The sequence below is a fragment of the Candidatus Dependentiae bacterium genome (genome assembly GCA_003511165.1).
Taxonomy (GTDB): Bacteria; Babelota; Babeliae; order Babelales; family UBA12411; genus UBA12411.
This window is the reverse complement of sequence record DOJW01000009.1, coordinates 24871-46027: the sequence shown is the minus strand read 5'-3', so window position 1 is coordinate 46027 and position 21157 is coordinate 24871. Positions and strand designations below refer to the sequence as shown.

Here is a 21157-nt window from a genome sequence, read left to right as displayed (position 1 = left end):
CGGCCTGGAAATTTACTAAAAATTACATTTTTTGCGGTTTACTCAAACCGAGCAAATCGAGACAGAATGATAAATTCTCTCGAACCAAATAAATAATCATCAATCGACATTTTGTTAAATTTTCTTTTTCAGAGTCGATGATTCGATTATTTGCATAATAATTGTGGAAAAGTTTAGAAAGTTCAAAAACATAGTATGCAAGCATATGTGTTCCGTAAGTTCTTCGGATACCGCTCAAAATTGATTCCAAAGCTATTAACTTTTTGAGAATAACAATTTCTTCTTTTCCAAGAGCATCATAAATTTGCTCATCAATGTCATCTACATTTTTTAGAGTATCCAAAAATGCCGCATAAGGCATAAGCTCTTTTGCTTTTTCAAGCACGCTTCCGCAGCGAACATACGCATACTGAATATAATAAACAGGATTTTCGTCAGTTTTCTTGAGCGCAACTTCTAGGTCAAATTCCAAATGCGCATCCGCTTTTCGATTTAGATAGAAGAATCTTGCAACATCTTTACCAACTAAATCTATAATGTCACGCAAAGTTGTAAAAACTCCTGAACGCTTGGACATTCGAAGCGCTTCACCACCCTTTTTAATACTCACAAGCTGATTCAAAATAACATCCAAACTTTCTGCTGGGTATCCGAGAGCTTCCATGGTAGCTTTTAGACGCTTTACATATCCGTGATGATCTTGCCCCCAAACATTTATAAGCTTTGTAAATCCCCGATCAAATTTGTTTTTGTGATAAGCAATATCCGCAGCTATGTAGGTCGGAGTATCATCATGTTTTTGAATTACTCGGTCTTTGTCATCGCCAAATTGTGATGATTTAAACCAAATTGCACCTTCAGATTCATATGCAAGTTCTTTATCAAAAAGAAGTTTCATCGCAGATTTTACAGACCCATCTTCATGCAATGTTTTTTCAGAAAACCATGTGTCATAAATAATACCGTAATCTGACAAATCTTTTTTGATATTTTTTAGTAAATGGTGAATTGCATAATTTTCAAAAAATACAGGTGGTTTTTCTAAAATAGATTTGCCATTTTCAGCTATACATTCTTTTGCCAAATCTATTAAATATTCTCCGGCGTAACCATCTTCCGGCAACATGCTTTCCATCCCAAGCTCTTGCTCGCAGCGAATCTTTAAGCAATTGCCCAATTTTCGTACCTGATTACCCGCGTCGTTAATGTAATATTCTTTTTCAACATCATCGCCCAAGAATTTTAGAACGCTACCCAAAACATCCCCAATGATTCCACCGCGACCACCTCCCAAATGAAGCGGCCCGGTTGGGTTTGCACTGACAAACTCGACTAAAACTTTTTCTTTTTTTAAATTTTGAGGCTTAAAACATTTTTCTTTGAATTCTAAAAGATTTTTTGATAACCCTCTCCAAACTGAATGATCAAAAGTGAGGTTCAAAAATCCAGGACCCGCTATCTCTGCAAGTACTACGATTTTTTTCAAATTCGCATCTTGCAAAATAGCTTCTTTGATATCAAGTGCAATTTCTCTAGGACTTCTTTTAAGTTCATTTGCAAGTATCATCGCTATATTGCAGCTAAGATCACCAAATGAGGGGTCTTTATCAATATTTAAACCGAGCTCTAAACTTTTATCCAAATTAGCTAAAAAGCTGCTTGAAAGTGCAAATTTATTTTTGACTAAATCAACAATTTGCAGACGAATTTTACTGATAAGATTCATGGAAAAAGCCTCTTAAAAGAATTTACAATGCGCAAAAAACCACACCAAAATTTAAACAATTAGATGCTATTATAACAACTTTCGTTGTATTTTAAAAGCTGCCAAAAAAGCTTTTTATATCCTCTTTTAGCCCCATTTTATCTTTTTTAATTTTAACTTTTAAAAATTAACCCTAAATTTATTGATTTTTAGACTCTTAGCTGTTTTACTGTATTTTGTTTTTATTTAAAAAAGGAAATTATATGAAATTAAAAATAGTTATTCTCTCTGTTTCAATCATTACATCATTATCGGCACAAAATCCATCCTTCAAAGAACTTACAGATAAAATGGTTCTTCCCGAATATTATACAAGATTAGAAAAATTGCTCGAGGGAAAAGTAATACACCAAACAATTCATTATTCAGATTGCGCAATCGAAAACAGCCCTTCGACAGTAGCTTATGTAAAAGAAAAAATGCAAAAATCACAGGTCCTAGAATCTGATGCACAAAATATGGAAATAGCAATCGCAGCAGCACTAGAAAAAGATAAACAAATCAATGATAATGGAATCTTTGCAGAATTCGGTGTCGGCGCTGGAAAATCTGCGAATTTTATAGCACAAAGAATCGGAAATAAAATTTTATATGGTTTTGATTGGTACAAAGGATTACCAGAAGATTGGAGAGCACCAAACTTTGTAAAAGGCACATTCGCTATAAAACAAGACGTTAGCATCCCACCATTTCCTCTAGAAAAAAATATAGAACTTGTTATCGGCAGATTCAAAGAAACGCTTCCAATATTTGCAACAAGTAAAAATGCACCATTTCTTTTCATACATATCGATTGCGATCTTTACTCATCCACAAAAGAGATTTTTGATAACATAAAAAATCATGTAATACCTGGAACAATTATCGTCTTCGATGAATATTTCAACTACGACGGGTGGCAAGAACATGAATTCAAAGCATTCCAAGAATTTATAAAAGAAAATGGTTTTACTTATGAATATCTTTGTTATAACAAGCTACATCAACAAGTAACTGTAAAAATCACATCTATAAAATAAGAGTAAAAAATGTTAAAAAAACTATTTTATATTTTAATACTATCATTAACTTTCATTCTTACTAATAGCAAATGCGATAATGTAGAACCGTGGACATGGACAGATAAAAACGGAGCAGAAATCTCTTTTCGCATGGGAATGGAAAAAGATTTATCATCTGCAGAAAATCTTTTCGCACAATCACTATCATGGTGGATAAAAAATGCTTTTTTGAATGTTTTCAATGAAGAGGCAAAAAAGCACTTTGCACAAACACACCTAATCTGCGCAAATAAAAATGAAACTTTAGTTGGTTTCGTACTTTTCGATAAAATGAATAACAAAAATGAAATTTATCTAGATTTCTTTGGCGTCGACCAATCTTGCAGAGGCTCCGGACTAGGAAAGGAACTTATCAAATCAATCTGTAAAATTTATCCACAAGCAAAAAAGATAACACTCGATTCTCATACATCAAATCCCACCATAAAATTTTATAAACATTTAGGTTTTACAACGCGAAACGAAGTTATCAAAAAAGATTCGCTTGCAAAATACAACATAAGTTTGGAAATTTTGGTCGAAAAATTATAAATCTTTCTTTTTTGTCACCACAAAAAATCGCCACGAAAAAAATAAACAATCTGCTATAGTCCAAACAAAATAGGCGGCATATCCACCCCAAAGTCCAAAATGCATCTTTATACCCAAAAAATATGCAGTCGGCAAAAATAGAACAAAACTGGAAAAAAGTCCTTCAAAAACAATAAATCGCGTATCTTTTATACCGGTCAAGATACCTCTCAACACAAGATAAACAGTACTAAAAATATTGGTACCTGCGACAAACCAAAGGGTTCGTGCCGTTAACGCTTGAACGTGCAAATCTTTTGGACTAAATAAATAAGCAACATATGAAGGAAAACAAAGCAACATCAAACTAAAAAAGGATGAAAAAATTAAAGCTATTAAACTAATTTTGTAAGTAAGAGGTTTAATCAAATCAAGTCGATCTTCACCTGCAAATTTACTTGCCATTGTCACAGCGGCAATCAAAAATCCCATTGGCGGCAAACTTATAATTATCAAAATATTAAAAATGATATTAAAAGAAGCAAAAGATACAGCGTCCAAATGTTGAAAAATTTTGATAAAAAACATAAAGGCAAGCATCAAAAGACCTGCGTAAGCACCAATTTCAACAACGAGCTTTATATACTCTTTGCGCAAATCTGACGATATGGAAACAAAATTTGTATATTTTTTTGTAAGTTTTTTTCTAAACAAAAATATAAAACAAAACACGGCGCCCAAAACATAGGACAAAAATGATGCAAGGGCAGCTCCAAATACTCCTAATTTAAAATTAAAATAACCCCCAAATCCCATAATAAATAAATAATTAAGAATAATATCAACCACCACAACAACAAGCGTCAAATGCAGAGGATTTATAGAATCTTTTAAACCTCGAAAAAAACCAGTGATCGCAAAAAAAATAAGTACAAACGGAGCGCCAAGTAACGATGCAAATAAAAAATTATCACCAACAGCGCGCAACTGCTGATTACCTATCAAATAAAAAGGATCTATTTTTGAAAAATTTAATTTTATGAAAAAAGCATAAATTATTACAATGCCCCCAACCAAAATTGCTGAAATCAGACTTAAAAATAAAACTCCCGCTATATTTTTCTCATTTTTTGCACCCAGATATTTTGCCGTCAAAACATTTGTACCAGTTCTGATCCCTTCCAAAAAGTTATAAATCGCAAAACAACTATTATTAGAAATCGAAACCGCCGATATCGCAAGAGCACCAAATTGTCCAATAAAAAGCTGCCCGATTAAAGCAACAAAAACAATAACCGCCTGCGAAACGATCGCAGGAACTGCAAGAAAAATAATCTCTTTAAATGTAAATTCCCCGTTCATACCACCCCCTTTTTTTGGTATTTAAGTAATTTAATAATGCCATATTCAAATTCAAATACGCTAGAGTCTGTAATTTTCTTATGAAAAATATGGCTACAAACTGCGAACCAGCTTACTTATGCACAAAATAAAATAACTATTAAAAGCCTCATATCAATCCAATCCAGCAATTATTGACAAACAAAATTTTTGCTAAAAATAAGAAAGTTGTTATAGTAATAAAATGTTTTTTGTAGTTTTGAGATAACTACAAAATATGTTTAATCTAAAGCAAAAAACAGGTTTCATTATGAAAAATCTAAAGCGTTCGCAGATACAAACAACAAGTTTAACAATTTTTGCAATGTTATTCGGTGCCGGTAATTTAATTTTCCCTCTAAGACTTGGAATCGCCAGTGGATCCAAATCTATTTATAGCTTTTTAGGATTCGCATTAACCGGAATTTTATTACCTGTTTTAGGAATTTTAGCCATCGTATCCTTCAGTGGAAATTATAAAGATTTCTTCGGAAGACTCGGTAAAATCCCAGGATTTTTACTTACATTATTTTGTATGTTAATAATCGGACCGTTTGTAGTCATGCCTCGAATAATCACTCTTTCCTACGAAATGCTTCAACCATTTTTACCAAAAATGTCGATTTTACCATTTTCGATAATTTTCTTAACATTAGCATTTTTTGCAGCCTGCAGACCGGGTCAACTATTAACTGTTATCGGCAAAGTATTAAGTCCACTCAAAGTTGCAAGTTTATCGCTAATTTTGCTGATCGGAATATTCACCGGAGTTGCAGCACAACATATTGATATTTCTTCCTTTCAACTTTTCACAACGGGATTTTTAACTGGATATCAAACTTTAGATCTTTTGGGCGCAATTTTCTTTGGTTCGATCATTGTAAACCTATTAACAAACTATGCTTCACAAGACAAACAAATCCCAATAGCAGAAGCTGTAAAAATCGCGGGAATAAGCGGATTATTTGGCGGTTTACTTTTAGGTTTGATTTATGCTGGAATGTTTAGCCTCGGCGCACACCACGGACAAGGTTTTGCATCCTTAAATGAAGGTGAAATATTTAGCGCAATTTCATTCAGCGTACTTGGAACATACGGAGCTGCATTGATAGGTTTAACAGTATTTCTTGCATGTTTCACAACAGCAGTATCACTATCTGCTGTTGTTACAGATTTTACAAAAAATTCAATTTTTCGTGCTAAAATTTCATTTGTCTCTGCGCTTTTAATTGTTTTAACAATCACAGGAATAATTTCACAAATCGGACTAGCTGGAATAATCAAATATTCATTCCCTGTCATAACAACTATGTACCCTCTTTTCGTTGTCATAACATTTTGCAATATCGCAAACAAACTTTGGGGATTTAAATATATCAAAATTCCGGTAGCAATCACCGCCATAGGAATGTTAATAAACATTTTTTTATCTAAATAAAAATTTATAAAACAATAAAAAAGGCCGCAGTTTAAAAGCTGCGGCCTTTTTTATTGAAAAAATAATTTAATCTAATTTACGATATTGTTCCGCTGTCCATTTTGGAGAATTAATCACAGCAGCAACAAGCTTTTGTGCTTCTACAAAATATTCTTGATTTTTCTCAAAAAAGAAAAGATCGCCTGATTTGATGTTGAAAAATTGATTTTTATAAAATATTTTTGCTTCACCACTTAGAACATAATAAATTTGATCACATCCAGAATTTAAAACTTTACCACTCTCCGGATATCGACCATCGATTTCTGCACGACAAAAACTAAGATTATTAGACGGCATTACATATTCATGAACAATGCAGTTTGAAGAATTTTCAATTTTGATAGCATCCGCAACTAAAATTAACATTCAACTTCCTAAAACAAATTTGATCCCATAATTTATTATTCCACTTTTTCCGCATTCATAAACTTTGCGAAAACAACTTTTAACTCTCATTCCAATTTTCAAAATATCAAATGATACATCAACAATTTGTCCTAAAATCCTAACGCCCTCATCAAGTTCGACTAATGCTATTATTATTGGAACCTGATTAGTAAACATCAATGTCGCAACATAACTTTGAGTCAAAGCTATTATCTTTCCGCGTCCGCTTAAAACGATTTTTGAAAAGGATTCACATCCACAACTGCATTTATAACTTTTTGGAAAATAAATTTTGCCACACGCTGTACATTTTGCAGCTTCTAAAAAATAGTTATTGTTATATTTTCGCCATCGGATAATTGGACTATTCAAATAAAACATATCAATCTTCTTTTTTCAAAATGTGAACAACAACAGAAGCTCCACAACCACCCATATTATGTGTCAAACCAACTCGTGCATCTTTTACCTGATTTTTATCACACTCACCTCGAAGTTGTTTTGTGATTTCGACAACTTGCGAAACCCCGGTTGCACCTACTGGATGGCCTTTTGCTTTCAACCCGCCAGATGGATTTACAGCTAAACCAAAATTGGAATCAAAATAAGTTTTACCTTCTTCTGTAGCTTTTCCAGCTTCACCCTTTGCAAAAAATCCCAAATCTTCGAGAGCAATAATTTCTAAAATCGAAAACGCATCATGAAGTTCTACAACATTTATATCTTTAGGATTTAAATCTGCAGATTTGCAAGCTTGATCTGCAGCAAGTCGTGTTGCTTTCATCGAAGTTAAATTTTCTCTGTTTTGCAAACTTAAACTATCAACAGCCATACCACTTGCAACTATATTTACTAATTTTTTATTAATTTTTTTTGCAAAACTGTCGCTGCACAAAATTACCGTTGCAGCTCCATCTGAAACAGGTGAACAATCTAAAACGGTAAAAGGATCCGAAATAATAGGCGAATTTAAAACATCATCTAAATTTATTTCCCGCTTAAAATGAGCATTTGGATTTAACGAGCCATGTTTATGATTTTTGATACTTACTGACGCTAATTGCTTACGCGTCAAACCGTATTTTGAAATATAATTTTGTGCAACTAATGCGTTTAATGCAGGAAATGTTGCTCCGCCAAAAGTTTCAAGTTCTTCCGATGCCGCCGACATCAAAGCTGTAGTAACTTCTTCACTTGTTACATCTGTCATTTTTTCTACACCGCTTACCATGACAACTTCTGCCATACCTGACAAAATAGCCATAACCCCATTTCGAATTGCTACACCACCAGAAGCGCATGCACTTTCAACACTGTATGCAGGAATATTCAAATTAAACATTTCAGCTGCAATCACACCAAGATGAACTTGTCCTGAAAAAATAGCACTATTCATATTACCAACAAAAATAGAATCAATTTGCTCTGGTGATATTCCGGCATCTTTTAAAGCTTGAAATTGTGAAATCGTAAGCAAATCCGAAATGCTTTTATCCCAATGCTCCCCGAATTTAGTACATCCTATTCCAAGAACTCCAATTTTCATTGCAAATCAATTCCATTTTAAAATTGTTGAATAATCTATGTACTCTTTTTGATCTATAAAATTTTGAACAGTTTTTGATTTATTTTGTTTCTTAGAAAGATTAGACGTTGTCGTCAAAATCATTGCATCACACCCACTTCCACTACCATAACTAACAACTAAAATCTTTTGATTTTCTTTTGCTTGATCTAAAACGGCTGAAACACCAATCATCGTTGTAGCGCTATAACAGTTTCCAAAATGAGGAGCAACCAAACCTAGTTCAATTTGTTTTTTTACAAAACCTAATTTTTTTGCAATTGAATATGGAAATGCACCATTAGGCTGATGAAAAACTACATGATCAAAATCCGCAGGCACCATTTTGGCATCTTGCAAAATTTTGTCCACAGTTTGAGTAATATGGAAAAAGTAAGAAGGCTCACCGGTAAATCGACCCAAATATTCTGGGTGATCTTCTCCATGCCTTCGCCAAAAATCGGGAGTGTTTGTGCTAAATGAAACTATTTTGTCAATCGATGCCACAATCTCATTTTCATTCGATCCCAAAATCCATGTAACGCTACCAGCTCCCGCACAATATTCTAAAATATCTCCATTTTTTGATTGAGCTTTGTCTGCTCCTATGACAAGTGCGTACTCCACATATTTTGAAGCAACAAGTCCAAGCGATGCATAAACTGCCGCTGTTGTAGACTTACAAGCAAACTGAAAATCTGCTGCTGTGTAAAAATTTGTTAAATTTAAAGCATTACCAACGATCGTTGCTGTCGGCTTCACTGCATAAGGATGACTTTCACTTCCAACATAAACAGATCCTATTTTTGATTTATCAATTTCTGCCATAATAAGTGCTTGCTGTGATGACTGCACAGACATCGTTGCAGAATCTTCATCTTTAGCCGCAACAGACTTTTCGTTTATTAATAAACTAGATTTAATTTTATTTGGATCTTGCTTGTAATATGCAGCAATCTCTTCGACTTTGATTCTAAACTTTGGAAGATAAACCCCAAATCCAACAATCCCTACAGGCATTTATTTTCCCTCTTTCAAGATAGCAAGAATCTCTTTTGCCCTGACAATTGAAATATTTTTTTCTTCTACCATTCTTGACGCTATCAAATCTACATGACCATTTGATGCCCCAGCATTGATCGCAACTTTTTTAGCATGAAGTTTCATATGCCCAGCTTGAATACCTTCACAAACTAGAGCTCGAAGTGCGGCAAAATTTTGAGCAAGCCCAACAGAAGCTATAACTCCTGAAAGCTCTTGTGCCGACCTCACATCCAAAATTTTTAAACAAATTTTAGATATTTTATTTGCCTGTGTACTTCCGCCGATGATTCCAACAGGAAGAGGAAGTTTTATTTCACCAACCAAATCACCATTTTCATTTTTATAATATTTTGTAAGAGGTTGATAGTTATTTTCCAAAGCTGCAAAGCTATGAGCACCTGCCTCAATAGCCCTGAAATCATTTCCCGTTGCGATCGCAACAGCATCAACTCCATTCATAATTCCCTTGTTGTGTGTTGCACAGCGATAAAAATCTGCCTTTGCAAAAGCATAAGCATCCAAAATATTTTCAATTACTTCTTCACCCAAATCTTCTTTGCTCCAAGTAGCTTTTGCTTCTGCAATTCTATAAGTTGCCAAGTTGGAAACAATTCTAAGTAATTTTGTACCACCGCTAAGTGATTCTAATTTTTCAGCAACAGCCTCAAGCATGGTATCAACAATATTTGCACCCATCGCATCTTTAACATTAATCAAAAGGTGAACAATCATCATTTTACCGCGCTCGGTATCAAGCTCTCGAATTTGCAAATCAACAACTCCACCCCCAACTTCAACCAAAATAGGATCCTGCAAATTGGCAAGATCAATTAAATACTGCTTATTTTTATCAATTACGTTTTTAGCTTTTTGAAAATCAGGAATTTTTGTCAACTGAATTTGACCGATCATTATAGGTTCAGAAGCACTAGAAATAAAACCACCAAGAAATCGCGCAAGTTTTGCAGCATTTGAAGCAGCAGCTATCACACTCGACTCTTCGGTAACCATCGGAATAAGATAATCTTTTTGATTTATTAAAAAATTTGTTGCTATACCAAGTGGCATAGGAAATACGGATATAACATTTTCAGCAAGTCTACTAACAACAGAAAAATCTAACGATAAATTTCTTAAAAGCAACAGCTCGTCATTTGTTAAATTAGCAAAATCTCGAATCAGATCTAGTCGTTCTTGCTGATTTTTTTTATAAAACTCACCAATTCTACTACTTTTTCTCATAAAATTTTTATATCCAAAGGAATAAGTTTGTTAACCCGCCAATTTTCTAAAATTTTATCTGCAATTTGTTTATCAAAAGTGACCGCAATCGCGCAATCACCACCGCCAGCTCCACTAAATTTTCCAGCAGCATTATCAAAAGTTGATAAATCTATCGCCTTTTTCAGAGCCTTAGTTTCAAGGCCGCTACCACTTGCATCCCCTAGGTCACTTAATAGCTTTGCATTTTCTTTTATCAAGTCTATAACTAGCTGCTGATTATTCGCTTCCAAAGCTTGAATTAAGTCAAAAGTTACTTTTTTAATTTCCTTAACAAATTTAAAGTATAAATCTTTTTTTTCTTTTTTAAATTTATTTATTTTTTCAACAATTAGCGCAGTTGACGCAGATTGTCCACAAAAACACGCATTCACAGTCATAGAGGGCGGCAATGTAATAGATTTAATAAACAAAGATGGCCAAGGTTTTTCAAATAGAAATTCGATATTTTTTTGCTCCAAAGCCAATTTTAGAAAACGCTCATCAACTTTTCCATAAATTATAGATTTACCAAAAACTGATGTCGCTACATCATATCCGGAACCAATCTTTCCTTGCGCCTGAAAATGTGAAATCGCTGCAATTTTATAAATAGCTTTCAAGTTTTTTTGAGAAACAATATTTTGGTTATGAATTTTTAAAATAGCTTTTACTACTGCAACACAAACTGCTGCGGAACTGCCAAGACCAACCTTCTGACCGCCAATTAAAGTTTCGCCGCTTGAGATCGCAAGTGAAAAACTATTTATATTTATATTTTTTGATAATAAAAATTTTAAACTGTTTTCTATACTCAAACGAGCAAAACCCATTTTTGAAATCTGTTCTGTAGAAATATTATCTAAAAATAAAAGCTTTTTGGCTTTACAATCGAAAGTTGCTTGCAGCGAATTAATATTAATTTGTGGAAAATTTAAAAGTATGAACTTCTTATTTTGTGAAATCTCTGCATAAACATACTTATTTATAGCTAGCGAAATGCAGCAGGATTTTGGTTCTAAAACAGCCCATTCTCCACTTAACATTAATTTAGTTGGAACTTTTATTATAATTTTATTCATAACTTATATAAGTTTCGCGCCACTGCCAGCACTGCACACGATAATATTTTGGATAAATTTTAATTCTGATAATTTTTTCTGCAATCTAATCAAATCTTTATCCAAACACAAAATCTTAACTTGCGGTCCAGCATCAATTGTAAAATAAACTTCCAGATTTTCAGCTCGCCATTTACTAATCAACTTCATAAGTTCAACCGTTTGCGAATTCCAATAAACCAAACTTGGTTTAGCCGTTAACATAGTCGCATGCATTTTTAAACAATTTAATTCTGCAGTTTCACCAAGAGCTGTAAAATTTTTATTTTTCAAAGCATTTCTCAAATTTTTCAAATCTTCATCGATAGTTGCAAGCCAAACATTATAAAATGGACTTGTCGCAACTGTATTATTCATCCCATCACGACTTGAAGTATCTTTTTTTTCATTCTGTAAAATAACAACAACAACTTTAAACTCTGGCCAATAATTTTCATCAAAAAGTTGTGTCGCAAAAGAGCTTTCATCAACCCCTGCTTCACCTTTTTCCCACATGACAAAACCACCATAAACTGATCTTGAGGCACTACCTGAACCTTTTCTTGCTAAAATCGAAAGTTCTTTGGGTGATAAATTTAATCCTGCCGCTTTGGTAGCAGCAAGAGCAAGAGCTGCAAAACCGCTCGATGAACTTGCAAGTCCACTTGCTGTTGGAAAATTATTTTCGGAAATGACTTTAGCTTTAAAATTTATTCCTGCACGATTTCGCACCAAATCTAAAAAGAGAGATAATTTGGAATGCTCGCTATCACTTTGAATAGAATCATTTATGACAAAAATATCGTTCGATAAATCCTTATTAAATTCAACGGAAGTTATGGTAAATAATTTATCTAGCGTTACCGAAAGACTACTATTGAACGGAATATTTAAAGTTTTATCTTTTTTGCCCCAATATTTTATCAAAGCAATATTTGCATTTGCTTTTGCACTTGCCTTCATAAATTTTCCCTTATTTTTGTTTTGATAGATTTAAAACCAAAACTTAAAAAAGATTGATCAATTTTATCTTGATCACCTTCGTTTGAAGCTAATGCAACAATACATCCGCCGCAACCGCTTCCTGTAATTTTTGCACCCAAAGCTCCACTGTCTTTTGCAATCGCAATCAACTTTTCTAACTTTGGAGTTGACACGCCAATCTCCACAAGCAACTTATGATTTTCATTCATCAATCTACCAACTTTTTCTAAATCATCATCAGCTAAAGCTTCTCTACCACGCAATATTAAATTTTTTGACCGCTCGAGCAAAAAATTAAATTTTCTCAAATTACTATTTTTCCAAGTCGCAACTTTTGCAACCGCATCTTTTGTATTACCAGATTCACCGCTAAATCCAATCACAATATGCAGAGCATTTTTAATTTTTAAATTTTCAGTCAAAATATTTTCTTTTTTTTCAAACCAAATTGGTTTTCCAAACGTTGAAACTGTATTATCAATGCCTGAAGGATTACCATGAAAGATTTTCTCTCCTTCAAAGCTAAGATCATTTATTTGTTCATCTGTTAAATTGAGACTAAAAAAATTAGAAATCGCTCTTGCGCTTGCAACACAAAAAGCCGCGCTTGCGCCCATACCCGCGGCAGGTATTAATGATGTTTGCACAGAAACATTTAGCTCATTTTTTGCATTAATATTTAGAATTTGTAGATATTTTTGGATTACAGATTTTTGAATTTGCCACACATCATTATTTGGATTATTGTTTTCGTTAGTTGTACTTAATGTTACAAAGCATCCTTGTTCTATGGGGCTTGCAATTGCAGGGGATCCATAAACTACAAAATGTTCATTGAAAATAATAATTTTGCCAAAACCAAATCCGGTTGCAGACATCTTCTTAAAACCTTATTTAAGCTTTTCCGTTGCTAGTCTCATTTTTTCAACCGGCTCTTTCATCTGCTCTGGAGTAAGTGGCTTTTGTGGATAACTTTCAAAGAAGCATTTAAAAGCAAAATACCAAGAATACTTTTCGTCCTTTTTTCGAGGAATATAATGATAATGAACATGAGTAACAGATTGTCCTACTTCTAAACCGTTATTTTGCACAATACGAAATGAATAAACGCCAAAAACGTTTTCCGCTGCTTTGTGTACTTTTTTAATAACTTGGAAAATTCGAAGAGTTTCTTCATCTGTAAGATCCTCAGAGCGTTCGACATGCCTTTTGGGAATGACTAAACAGTGACCTTGAGTAAGTGGCTTATAATTTAAACTTGCGAAAACAAGATCATCTTCATAAATTTTTTGCCATTCCATCCTTTTTGAATTACAGAAGGGACAATGTTCCCTTTGCTTGGCAAAAATTTCTGCAGAGTTTGCACTTTTCTGCACAAAATAAACTGCATAACCAAAAATCGCAGTAAACAATAACAAACCTAAAAATTTCTTATTCTTGAGTACCTTCAACATATGCTTTCCAACCCTTGTTTATAAATAAGCGCCATGCGAAAAAAAGCGTATCACTTATAGTCCAACATAAAAACGCTATAAAACCACCTATAGCGCCCATGCCTAATTTGATTCCAAGGATATAGGAAAGAGGTAAAAAGACAAGATAGCCATTAATTACGGCACTAATCAAAAGAATTTTAGAATCTTTTAGCCCTATTAATGCTCCCCTAAAAACAACATAAATTGAGCAAATCATATTGTTTACCGCTATTATTTTTATCGTTTTAGCCAAAACTGATGCAACGACAGGATCATGTGGACTAAAAACTGAAGCTATAAAGGGAGAAAAAATAAAAATAAATAAGCTTAAGAAAGAAAAGATAACAAAAGATATTGTTGCTAACTTCAAAATCGCATATCTGATAAAGATCTCTTTTTTTGACCCTACCAAATTACCGATAATGATTGAAGCTGCACTTAAAAATCCAACCATTGGATAATATGAAAATGAATAAATCTGGAAAGTAACTTGCTGCACCGCAAGATTTGCCTGTCCCAAAGAGCTAAACATGTAGGCAAAAATTATAAAGGTAAAATTTAGCAACCCAACATAAAACCCCATAGAAAATGATATTTTTGTGTAATCTTTTTGTAAGGATTTAAAAGGTATTTTTAAATTAAAATACTGTTTCGTCGCTTTTTTTTTGATAAGAAAAATGATACTTAAAACTGCACCTATTACATATGCAATTAAGGTAGAAATAACTACGCCTTGTAATCCCAATTTTGGAAAACCGAATTTTCCATATAAAAAAATATATTCTAGAAAAATACTAAAAAAGGATGTTGCACCAGTTACTATAAAAGGAGTAACTGTGTCTTTCAATCCGGCAAAAAATCCTGTTATAACAAACTGAATGATAGCAAAAGGTGCACTAAGCAGATAAATATGTAAAAACTGAGCACCCATATCTTGGACCGATCCACTGCTCATAAATGAAAAATAAATTTTGCTAAAATATCCGGCAGAAAGACAAACTAACCCGCCAATAATTATTGCTGAAAAAAGTCCAATATTTAAAGTTTTTGATACATTATCTTTTTGATTGTTTCCCGCAAAACGAGTTGTAAAAACAGTAGTTCCCGTCCTAAGACCGTCTAAAACATCTGAAATAGGAAGCCAAATGTTACTTGCAATATAAGAAACTGCGATAGCAGTCGTTCCGAGCTGACCCATAAAAAATGAATCCAACACGCCATAAACTATAAGCGTAATTTGAGAAGCTACTGTAGGAAAAGATAATTTTAAGATATTTTTTACACTTAAATCCCGCTTGGGACTAGGTAAATTCATAAAAATCTTTTTTAACCTCTTATAAAAATATTTATGTCCCCACCATGGCATCTTCTAAAATAACCATTTAGGCCAATTCTAAAAGATTTCAATGTCCTTAATTATTATCATGCGCCACATAAAAATTTATGCAAGCATCTAACAAAAAACGGTAGAAAAATCGTGATTACTAATAGATTTTAAATTTTAGCATTTAATCATCACTCATAGCATTATTTTACCGCTTCTAATAAAAAATTATTTCACTTAGAAAATACTTATATTTCCGAGCCAAAATTTTCTGTAAAAAATGCAAATTTCGATAAAAAAAATAATTTCATTTTATTTTCGACTTAGACAGGCATAAAATATACTCATACAACAAAGAATCTCTTGGGGGGATTAAACAAAATCGCAAATTTATTTAGTTAAAAATAAATAGAAAAAGGAAAAAATCATGAGGGCTTTTTTAGTTCAAAAAATTAAGGAAAATTGGAAATCAGGACTTACAGTTTCGCTAGTTTCTCTACCAATGGCAATATCACTTGCGGTTGCATCGGGCACAACACCAATGGCGGGAATAGTAACAGGAGTTTGGGCCGGATTAATAGCAGCAATTTTTGGGGGAAGTAATTATAATATAATTGGGCCAGCAGGATCCTTAGTCGGAATTTTAACCGCTTATGCAATAATATATGGACCACAAGTTCTTCCTACTCTCGCCGTCGTTTCTGGACTTTTTATAATGCTTGCCTACTTTTTTAGAATTGAAAAATATTTAATATTTTTTCCAGCAAGCTCTTTAAATGGTTTAATTTTAGGAATTGCTATCACAATGGGTTTTAACCAATTAAACTATGCTATTGGATTATCTAATCTTCCTAAACATGAAAAATTTTTAGTAAACGTCTGGGAAAGTATTAAACATATACCCCAAGCCTCTCTTTCATCTTTTATTATCTTCGCCATATTTTTAATAGCTTTAATATTGCTTGCAAAATTAATACCAAAAATACCCAGCTCAATAATCATTTTCCCAATAGGCATAATTTTTGGATATCTGACAACCAAAGGTATCATCCCGCTTACGCTACAAACACTTGATACCAAATTTCCTGATATGAAAATTTCACTTTTTATACCCCACTCTTTTGATTTTTCTCCAGCACTTTTGATTCCTGCGTTAACAGTTGCAATAATAGCAATACTCGAAACCATGATTTCCGCACGGCTTGCAGATGGAATAACCAAAACAAAACATAACAAACCCAAAGAAATGCTCGGCTTAGGACTTTCGAATATCGCTTCCGGTATCGCTGGAGGAATACCTGCAACGGCAGTTTTTGTACGAACGGCAGTAAATATAAAAACTGGTTGTACTCATAAAACCGCAGGAGTATTAAATGCAGTTTTTACGGGAGCATTTGCAACACTTTTAATCGGTTTTTTCAAATTTACCCCACTTCCAGTAATCGCAGCAATACTCGTAAGCGTCTCTATGGGAATGGTCGAACGTGAAAAATTGGAACGAATGTTCAAAGTAGATAAAGTTGGATTCTTCATTGCCTTGGTAGTCGCTTTTGTAACAATTTATGAAGATCCGGTAGTTGGTATGCTTTTTGGTGGTACAATCGCCATGCTTGTTTTTATGGAAAATATTTCAAAAGGATATTATGAACTCACTCCAAGCGAGCAACATATAAAATCCAAAGAAAATATTGTTTCAGTACTTCGAGAAGTAAAAGAACAAGGTACAGAAGCATTAATTTATTCAATAAAAGGAACACTCGCCTACATCAATTCACAATCACACATTGCAAGATTTGAAAATCGGCCGATCAAAGAAAAGGCTGTAATTTTAGATTTAAAAGATCTTTATGTTATAGACAATGATGGAATTGATGCTTTAGGCGAAATTATCGAACTAGTAGAAAAACAAAATAAAATTATTTTAATTTGCGGAATGTCTGAATTTGTGGAAAAAATGTTAAGCAAAGATGTGATTTACATAACCTTAAAAAATAAAGGCCACATTTTTGATTCAGTACATCATGCGCTACGCTATTTGAGCACCAAATAATTTTTACATTTTCTTATCTTGATGATAGGATTCCTCAGGTTTTAAAAACCTGGGGAATTTTTTATTAACAACAAAATCAAAGAAAGTTTTTATCATGAAATTTTATTTAAAACTAGCATTAGCATCTTTATGTTTTTGTAACAATTTATCTGCAGATTTTGAATTCACAATTAAGCCTTTAGACGACAACACTAAAATAACTTGCAATGGTAAAGTGTTAAAAAATAATCAATCTAACTACACCGATTTTTTAAATTATGTTCATGAAAAGGATTTTTCTATATGGGAAAGAGAGCTTTCAGGTTTTGTAGATTACACTTTAAAAGAAAAACTTTTCATTCCGGACCGTGCTATTAAGACATTTTACGACTATTTCAATCCTGTAATTTTGACTATAAAGAACAGTGAGTCCAAAGCTATTTTCATTCCTTCAAAATTTTTATGTTTAACGGATGAAAGTGATGTTCAAGATAAATTTTTTTTAAGCGGGGAAGGTATAAAAAGGTTATTTCCTCACACTTATTGCCAACATCATAATTCGGAACTTTGCAAATTCGAACTTATGTCGGTAGCTCTTTTTTGCATAATACCTCTAACAATAGCTTCGATTTTTGCTCTTGAATTATTAGAGGTATCACGTTCATGCATCATTGATAAACAAGTTGCTTATTGTTTTGCGGTAGGAGCTATATTTTTAACACTTGATGTATTTTTCGCATCAATATGTTCAGCTAGCGGAGCTGTAATGTCCCTTTATTGGATGCAGGTTTTGAGTTCTTTAAAAGATAGAAAATCCTTTTTCAAAAAAATAATGCAACACCAATCTGGATGTAGAATAGAGCCAAACGGTACCGCAAAAATTGTAACATTTATTCTTCAAGAAAGGACACCGCTTTTTGAGCTTGTAATAAGAAGTAACGATTTCAAATTTCGATATATTCCTGTTAATAAAGTTGCTGTAGAAATGAGACCAATCGGAGTAACGGCCTCATCTTCAAGCAGTAATCCTACTGTCGCTGCTTCCTCAGCTGCAATAAGCCCTGTTTAATTTTTAATCTTGAGCATTTTAAAAAGTAGTATTATGCTGGATCCTTCAATGTTTTTTTGTTAAATAATTTTAGGAGTTATATGATTTCAAAAACTTCAATTCCACAAAAATTAATTTTTGCAATAGCAGCAACAGCTCTTTTTGCATCATGTGGCAACTCCACAAATAAGGAAGATATGAAAACATCAATTGAAAATAAAAAAGAAATTCTTGTACTTTTCGGCGCACCAGGAAGCGGCAAGGGCACACTTGCTCAAAGAGCAGCTAAAGAATTAGGTTATACAACCCTTTCAACCGGCGATCTTTGCAGACAAAATATCGAAAAAGGTACAGATCTTGGTAAAACATTAAAAGGTTACATCGATAAAGGCGAGCTTGTTCCAGACAGTTTAATCTCTGACATGGTAAAAGTTTGGCTTACCGAGCAGCAATCAAGTAAAAATCCAATAATTTTAGATGGATATCCAAGAACCAAATCTCAAGCAGAAACTTTGGTCACCTTGCTTGCAGATCCAAACTTTTCAAATCTCAGTTTAAAAGTTGTCAAATTTGCTATCAGAGAAGAAGAAGTTGTAGACCGAATCGCAAACAGACTCGTATGTGAAAACAAAAAGTGCCAAGCAGTTTACTCTCTCAAATCTAAAAAACCCGCCAAAGAAGGCATATGCGATCTTTGTGGATCAAAATTGATCAAACGAACTGATGATAATGAAGAAGTTGTAAAAAACAGATTCAAAATTTACAGTGCAACTGAAAACGAAATTCTAAACTTTTTCAGCGAAAAAGGAATTTCTATAAAAGAAATTTCCGCCACTCAGCCAGTTGATGAAGTTTACGAATCTTTCAAAAAGATAGTTAAATAAAATTAAAGAAAGCCTCGAAATAAAAATCGGGGCTTTCTTTTTGACTAAAAAAAAGGACTTAATAATGCAACATCTCGCAATGATAATGGATGGCAATCGTCGCTGGGCAAAAGCAAATAAACTTCAAGTTTTTAAAGGTCACGAAAAAGGAGCAGAGGCTATCAAAACTGCTGTAAACTTTTGTCTTAAAGAAAATATTCCCTACTTATCCCTTTACACATTTTCTTTGGAAAATTTCAATCGATCAGAAGAAGAAAAAAATTATCTATTTTCAATACTTGCAAAAAGACTAAGAGAGCGGCTTCCTTATTTTATCGAAAATGAAGTTCGCGTCCGCTTCATCGGAGAACGAAGTTTTTTCCCTCAGCAAACATTAGAATTTATTAATGAAGCAGAAACGAAAACAGCTAATTTCAACAAATTAAATTTAAATTTTCTTTTTTGTTATGGCTCAAGACAGGAAATATTAAACGCTACCCAAATAATTGCGCACAAAGTAAAAAATAATGAATTAGATCCAAAAGATATCACTGCCAAAATGTTTGAAAGTAATTTTTGGATGGCAGGCGTTCCAGATCCAGAAATTATTATTAGAACTGGTGGTGAAAATAGACTTAGTAATTTTTTAATATATCAAGGCGCATACAGTGAATTAATGCCACTTGATATTTGCTGGCCTGAAATTTCAGAAAATATTTTGTTACAATGCAAAGAGCGGTTTGATTCTATAAAAAGAAATTTTGGAAAGTAAAAAAATGGAAAAATTAGTTACTGTTTTAGGCGCTGGCGCATGGGGCACTGCATTTGCCAATCTTTTGGCTGAAAACGGGTACAATGTAATACTTTGGGCTCACGAAGAAGAAGTAGTAAAAAATATTAATGAAAAAAGTATTAATGAAATATTTCTTCCCGGGATAAAACTAAACTCCAAAATCACAGCAACAAGCGATTTGCAAAAAGCATTAACTAATTCCAAATGGATTTTCGAAGTCATTCCTGTCAAATTTCTAAGAAATGTTTTAAACCAATCAAAACCGTATTTTAATCAAGATCAAACATGGGTAATTTTAAGTAAAGGTATAGAGCAAGAAACTTTATTTCTACCATCGCAAATTATCGAAGATGTTTTTGGACCTATAAAAAATAAAGCTACAATCAGCGGCCCAAACTTTGCACGAGATTTCGCAATCAAATCTTATACTGCAACTACTGTTGCGTCTAACAAATGTGAAATAGCTCAAAAATTACAAACTATTTTAAGCAACCACTATTTCAGACCTTATTTATCTTCAGATTTGATAGGAGTGCAAGCCGGCGGAGCTATTAAAAATTTACTTGCATTGTCACTAGGAATACTAAAAGGTGCTGGATATTCTGACAACACTATCGCATTTGTATTAACCCGCGGATTAAACGAAATGAGCTTGATAGCAGAGTATTTTGGCGGTAAAAAAGAAACTATTTATGGTTTGTCGGGACTTGGTGATTTAGTTTTAACATCTTTTGGCAAATCAAGCAGAAACCAAGATATCGGAATATTAATAGGGGAAGGAAAACCTCTCGATGAAATCTTAAAAAATATATCCGCTATTCCCGAAGGTATAAATACAGCAGTTTCTGTAAAACAAATCATCGAAAAAAATAATTTAAATTTACCTATCTGCCTTGGCACATACAAAATGATATTTGAAAAACAACCTATCGAAGATTTCTTAAAATTTATTATGAGCAAACCATTAACTACTGAATGTCAATGATAAAAGGATAAGGAGTTCGTACCCGTTCGACTGCACTCGCTAAAAGCTCGTTTCGCTCAGGGCGAACGACTAGTTTTATTTGGTTATTCTGTCATTAAACTAGTA

General features: G+C 33.3%; 20 protein-coding genes. 8 read left to right on the top strand and 12 right to left on the bottom strand.

Features of this window, described 5'->3' with window-relative positions:
• Positions 1-22: 22 nt before the first annotated feature.
• Positions 23-1726: an arginine--tRNA ligase gene (locus tag DEA20_04885; GenBank protein ID HBS48502.1), complete on the bottom strand. Its 1704-nt coding sequence runs from the start codon at positions 1724-1726 to the stop codon at positions 23-25.
• Between the two features lie 242 nt (positions 1727-1968).
• Between DEA20_04885 and DEA20_04880 the strand changes: the two genes are divergently transcribed.
• Together DEA20_04880 and DEA20_04875 are read left to right on the top strand one after the other, a co-directional pair.
• Positions 1969-2784: a hypothetical protein gene (locus DEA20_04880; protein ID HBS48501.1), complete on the top strand. Its 816-nt coding sequence runs from the start codon at positions 1969-1971 to the stop codon at positions 2782-2784.
• Positions 2785-2793: 9 nt separating this feature from the next.
• Entirely contained in the window at positions 2794-3357 is a 564-nt protein-coding gene (locus DEA20_04875) for a hypothetical protein (protein ID HBS48500.1), read from the top strand.
• Here DEA20_04875 and DEA20_04870 read toward each other — a convergent pair.
• A complete protein-coding gene (locus tag DEA20_04870) occupies positions 3352-4698 on the bottom strand; it encodes a hypothetical protein (protein HBS48499.1) in 1347 nt (448 codons plus the stop codon). The two genes, DEA20_04875 and DEA20_04870, sit on opposite strands and share 6 nt — an antisense overlap.
• Positions 4699-4954: 256 nt before the next feature.
• Here DEA20_04870 and brnQ point away from each other — a divergent pair, with 256 nt between their 5' ends.
• A complete protein-coding gene (gene brnQ / locus DEA20_04865) occupies positions 4955-6154 on the top strand; it encodes a branched-chain amino acid transport system II carrier protein (GenBank protein HBS48498.1) in 1200 nt (399 codons plus the stop codon).
• 66 nt (positions 6155-6220) lie between these two features.
• Here the strand turns inward: brnQ and DEA20_04860 are convergent, their stop codons facing one another.
• From DEA20_04860 to DEA20_04815, 10 genes are read right to left on the bottom strand one after another with little or no spacing between them, the layout of a single operon-like run.
• Complete coding sequence (locus DEA20_04860; GenBank protein ID HBS48497.1) at positions 6221-6562, bottom strand: hypothetical protein; 342 nt, start codon at positions 6560-6562, stop codon at positions 6221-6223.
• On the bottom strand, positions 6563-6964 hold the full coding sequence (locus DEA20_04855) for a hypothetical protein (GenBank protein HBS48496.1): 402 nt from the start codon (positions 6962-6964) through the stop codon (positions 6563-6565).
• Position 6965: 1 nt separating this feature from the next.
• Positions 6966-8129 carry a thiolase domain-containing protein gene (locus DEA20_04850; protein HBS48495.1) on the bottom strand — a complete coding sequence of 388 codons (1164 nt, stop codon included), beginning with the start codon at positions 8127-8129 and terminating at the stop codon, positions 6966-6968.
• Between the two features lie 6 nt (positions 8130-8135).
• Positions 8136-9167 carry a hydroxymethylglutaryl-CoA synthase gene (locus DEA20_04845; protein ID HBS48494.1) on the bottom strand — a complete coding sequence of 344 codons (1032 nt, stop codon included), beginning with the start codon at positions 9165-9167 and terminating at the stop codon, positions 8136-8138.
• On the bottom strand, positions 9168-10433 hold the full coding sequence (locus DEA20_04840) for a hydroxymethylglutaryl-CoA reductase, degradative (GenBank protein ID HBS48493.1): 1266 nt from the start codon (positions 10431-10433) through the stop codon (positions 9168-9170). It abuts the gene before it with no gap.
• Positions 10430-11533, bottom strand: coding sequence for a phosphomevalonate kinase (locus DEA20_04835; GenBank protein ID HBS48492.1), 1104 nt, complete (start codon positions 11531-11533; stop codon positions 10430-10432). Before DEA20_04835 ends, DEA20_04840 begins: the two co-directional genes overlap by 4 nt.
• A 3-nt stretch (positions 11534-11536) precedes the next feature.
• The gene (gene mvaD / locus DEA20_04830; GenBank protein ID HBS48491.1) at positions 11537-12514 is read right to left on the bottom strand and encodes a diphosphomevalonate decarboxylase; all 978 of its coding nucleotides are present in this window, start codon (positions 12512-12514) and stop codon (positions 11537-11539) included.
• The gene (gene mvk / locus DEA20_04825) at positions 12511-13413 is read right to left on the bottom strand and encodes a mevalonate kinase (protein HBS48490.1); all 903 of its coding nucleotides are present in this window, start codon (positions 13411-13413) and stop codon (positions 12511-12513) included. Before mvk ends, mvaD begins: the two co-directional genes overlap by 4 nt.
• Before the next feature lie 12 nt (positions 13414-13425).
• Entirely contained in the window at positions 13426-13989 is a 564-nt protein-coding gene (locus DEA20_04820; protein HBS48489.1) for an HIT family protein, read from the bottom strand.
• Positions 13967-15376, bottom strand: coding sequence for a hypothetical protein (locus DEA20_04815; GenBank protein HBS48488.1), 1410 nt, complete (start codon positions 15374-15376; stop codon positions 13967-13969). Before DEA20_04815 ends, DEA20_04820 begins: the two co-directional genes overlap by 23 nt.
• Positions 15377-15761: 385 nt before the next feature.
• Between DEA20_04815 and DEA20_04810 the strand changes: the two genes are divergently transcribed.
• From DEA20_04810 to DEA20_04790, 5 genes are all read left to right on the top strand, one after another.
• The gene (locus DEA20_04810; GenBank protein HBS48487.1) at positions 15762-17384 is read left to right on the top strand and encodes a hypothetical protein; all 1623 of its coding nucleotides are present in this window, start codon (positions 15762-15764) and stop codon (positions 17382-17384) included.
• 94 nt (positions 17385-17478) lie between these two features.
• Positions 17479-18432, top strand: a complete 954-nt coding sequence (locus DEA20_04805; protein HBS48486.1) for a hypothetical protein — start codon at positions 17479-17481, stop codon at positions 18430-18432.
• A gap of 80 nt (positions 18433-18512) precedes the next feature.
• Positions 18513-19295: an adenylate kinase gene (locus tag DEA20_04800; GenBank protein ID HBS48485.1), complete on the top strand. Its 783-nt coding sequence runs from the start codon at positions 18513-18515 to the stop codon at positions 19293-19295.
• A 64-nt stretch (positions 19296-19359) separates the two neighbouring features.
• Entirely contained in the window at positions 19360-20046 is a 687-nt protein-coding gene (gene uppS, locus DEA20_04795; GenBank protein ID HBS48484.1) for a di-trans,poly-cis-decaprenylcistransferase, read from the top strand.
• Positions 20047-20050: 4 nt separating this feature from the next.
• On the top strand, positions 20051-21052 hold the full coding sequence (locus DEA20_04790; GenBank protein ID HBS48483.1) for a glycerol-3-phosphate dehydrogenase: 1002 nt from the start codon (positions 20051-20053) through the stop codon (positions 21050-21052).
• Positions 21053-21157: the final 105 nt, after the last annotated feature.

Bases quoted from the DNA above. Each gene is read 5' to 3' on its own strand.
- DEA20_04885 (HBS48502.1), bottom strand. From the start codon at position 1,726: ATGAATCTTATCAGTAAAATTCGTCTGCAAATTGTTGATTTAGTCAAA.
- DEA20_04880 (HBS48501.1), top strand. From the start codon at position 1,969: ATGAAATTAAAAATAGTTATTCTCTCTGTTTCAATCATTACATCATTA.
- DEA20_04875 (HBS48500.1), top strand. From the start codon at position 2,794: ATGTTAAAAAAACTATTTTATATTTTAATACTATCATTAACTTTCATT.
- DEA20_04870 (HBS48499.1), bottom strand. From the start codon at position 4,698: ATGAACGGGGAATTTACATTTAAAGAGATTATTTTTCTTGCAGTTCCT.
- brnQ (HBS48498.1), top strand. From the start codon at position 4,955: ATGTTTAATCTAAAGCAAAAAACAGGTTTCATTATGAAAAATCTAAAG.
- DEA20_04860 (HBS48497.1), bottom strand. From the start codon at position 6,562: ATGTTAATTTTAGTTGCGGATGCTATCAAAATTGAAAATTCTTCAAAC.
- DEA20_04855 (HBS48496.1), bottom strand. From the start codon at position 6,964: ATGTTTTATTTGAATAGTCCAATTATCCGATGGCGAAAATATAACAAT.
- DEA20_04850 (HBS48495.1), bottom strand. From the start codon at position 8,129: ATGAAAATTGGAGTTCTTGGAATAGGATGTACTAAATTCGGGGAGCAT.
- DEA20_04845 (HBS48494.1), bottom strand. From the start codon at position 9,167: ATGCCTGTAGGGATTGTTGGATTTGGGGTTTATCTTCCAAAGTTTAGA.
- DEA20_04840 (HBS48493.1), bottom strand. From the start codon at position 10,433: ATGAGAAAAAGTAGTAGAATTGGTGAGTTTTATAAAAAAAATCAGCAA.
- DEA20_04835 (HBS48492.1), bottom strand. From the start codon at position 11,533: ATGAATAAAATTATAATAAAAGTTCCAACTAAATTAATGTTAAGTGGA.
- mvaD (HBS48491.1), bottom strand. From the start codon at position 12,514: ATGAAGGCAAGTGCAAAAGCAAATGCAAATATTGCTTTGATAAAATAT.
- mvk (HBS48490.1), bottom strand. From the start codon at position 13,413: ATGTCTGCAACCGGATTTGGTTTTGGCAAAATTATTATTTTCAATGAA.
- DEA20_04820 (HBS48489.1), bottom strand. From the start codon at position 13,989: ATGTTGAAGGTACTCAAGAATAAGAAATTTTTAGGTTTGTTATTGTTT.
- DEA20_04815 (HBS48488.1), bottom strand. From the start codon at position 15,376: ATGCCATGGTGGGGACATAAATATTTTTATAAGAGGTTAAAAAAGATT.
- DEA20_04810 (HBS48487.1), top strand. From the start codon at position 15,762: ATGAGGGCTTTTTTAGTTCAAAAAATTAAGGAAAATTGGAAATCAGGA.
- DEA20_04805 (HBS48486.1), top strand. From the start codon at position 17,479: ATGAAATTTTATTTAAAACTAGCATTAGCATCTTTATGTTTTTGTAAC.
- DEA20_04800 (HBS48485.1), top strand. From the start codon at position 18,513: ATGATTTCAAAAACTTCAATTCCACAAAAATTAATTTTTGCAATAGCA.
- uppS (HBS48484.1), top strand. From the start codon at position 19,360: ATGCAACATCTCGCAATGATAATGGATGGCAATCGTCGCTGGGCAAAA.
- DEA20_04790 (HBS48483.1), top strand. From the start codon at position 20,051: ATGGAAAAATTAGTTACTGTTTTAGGCGCTGGCGCATGGGGCACTGCA.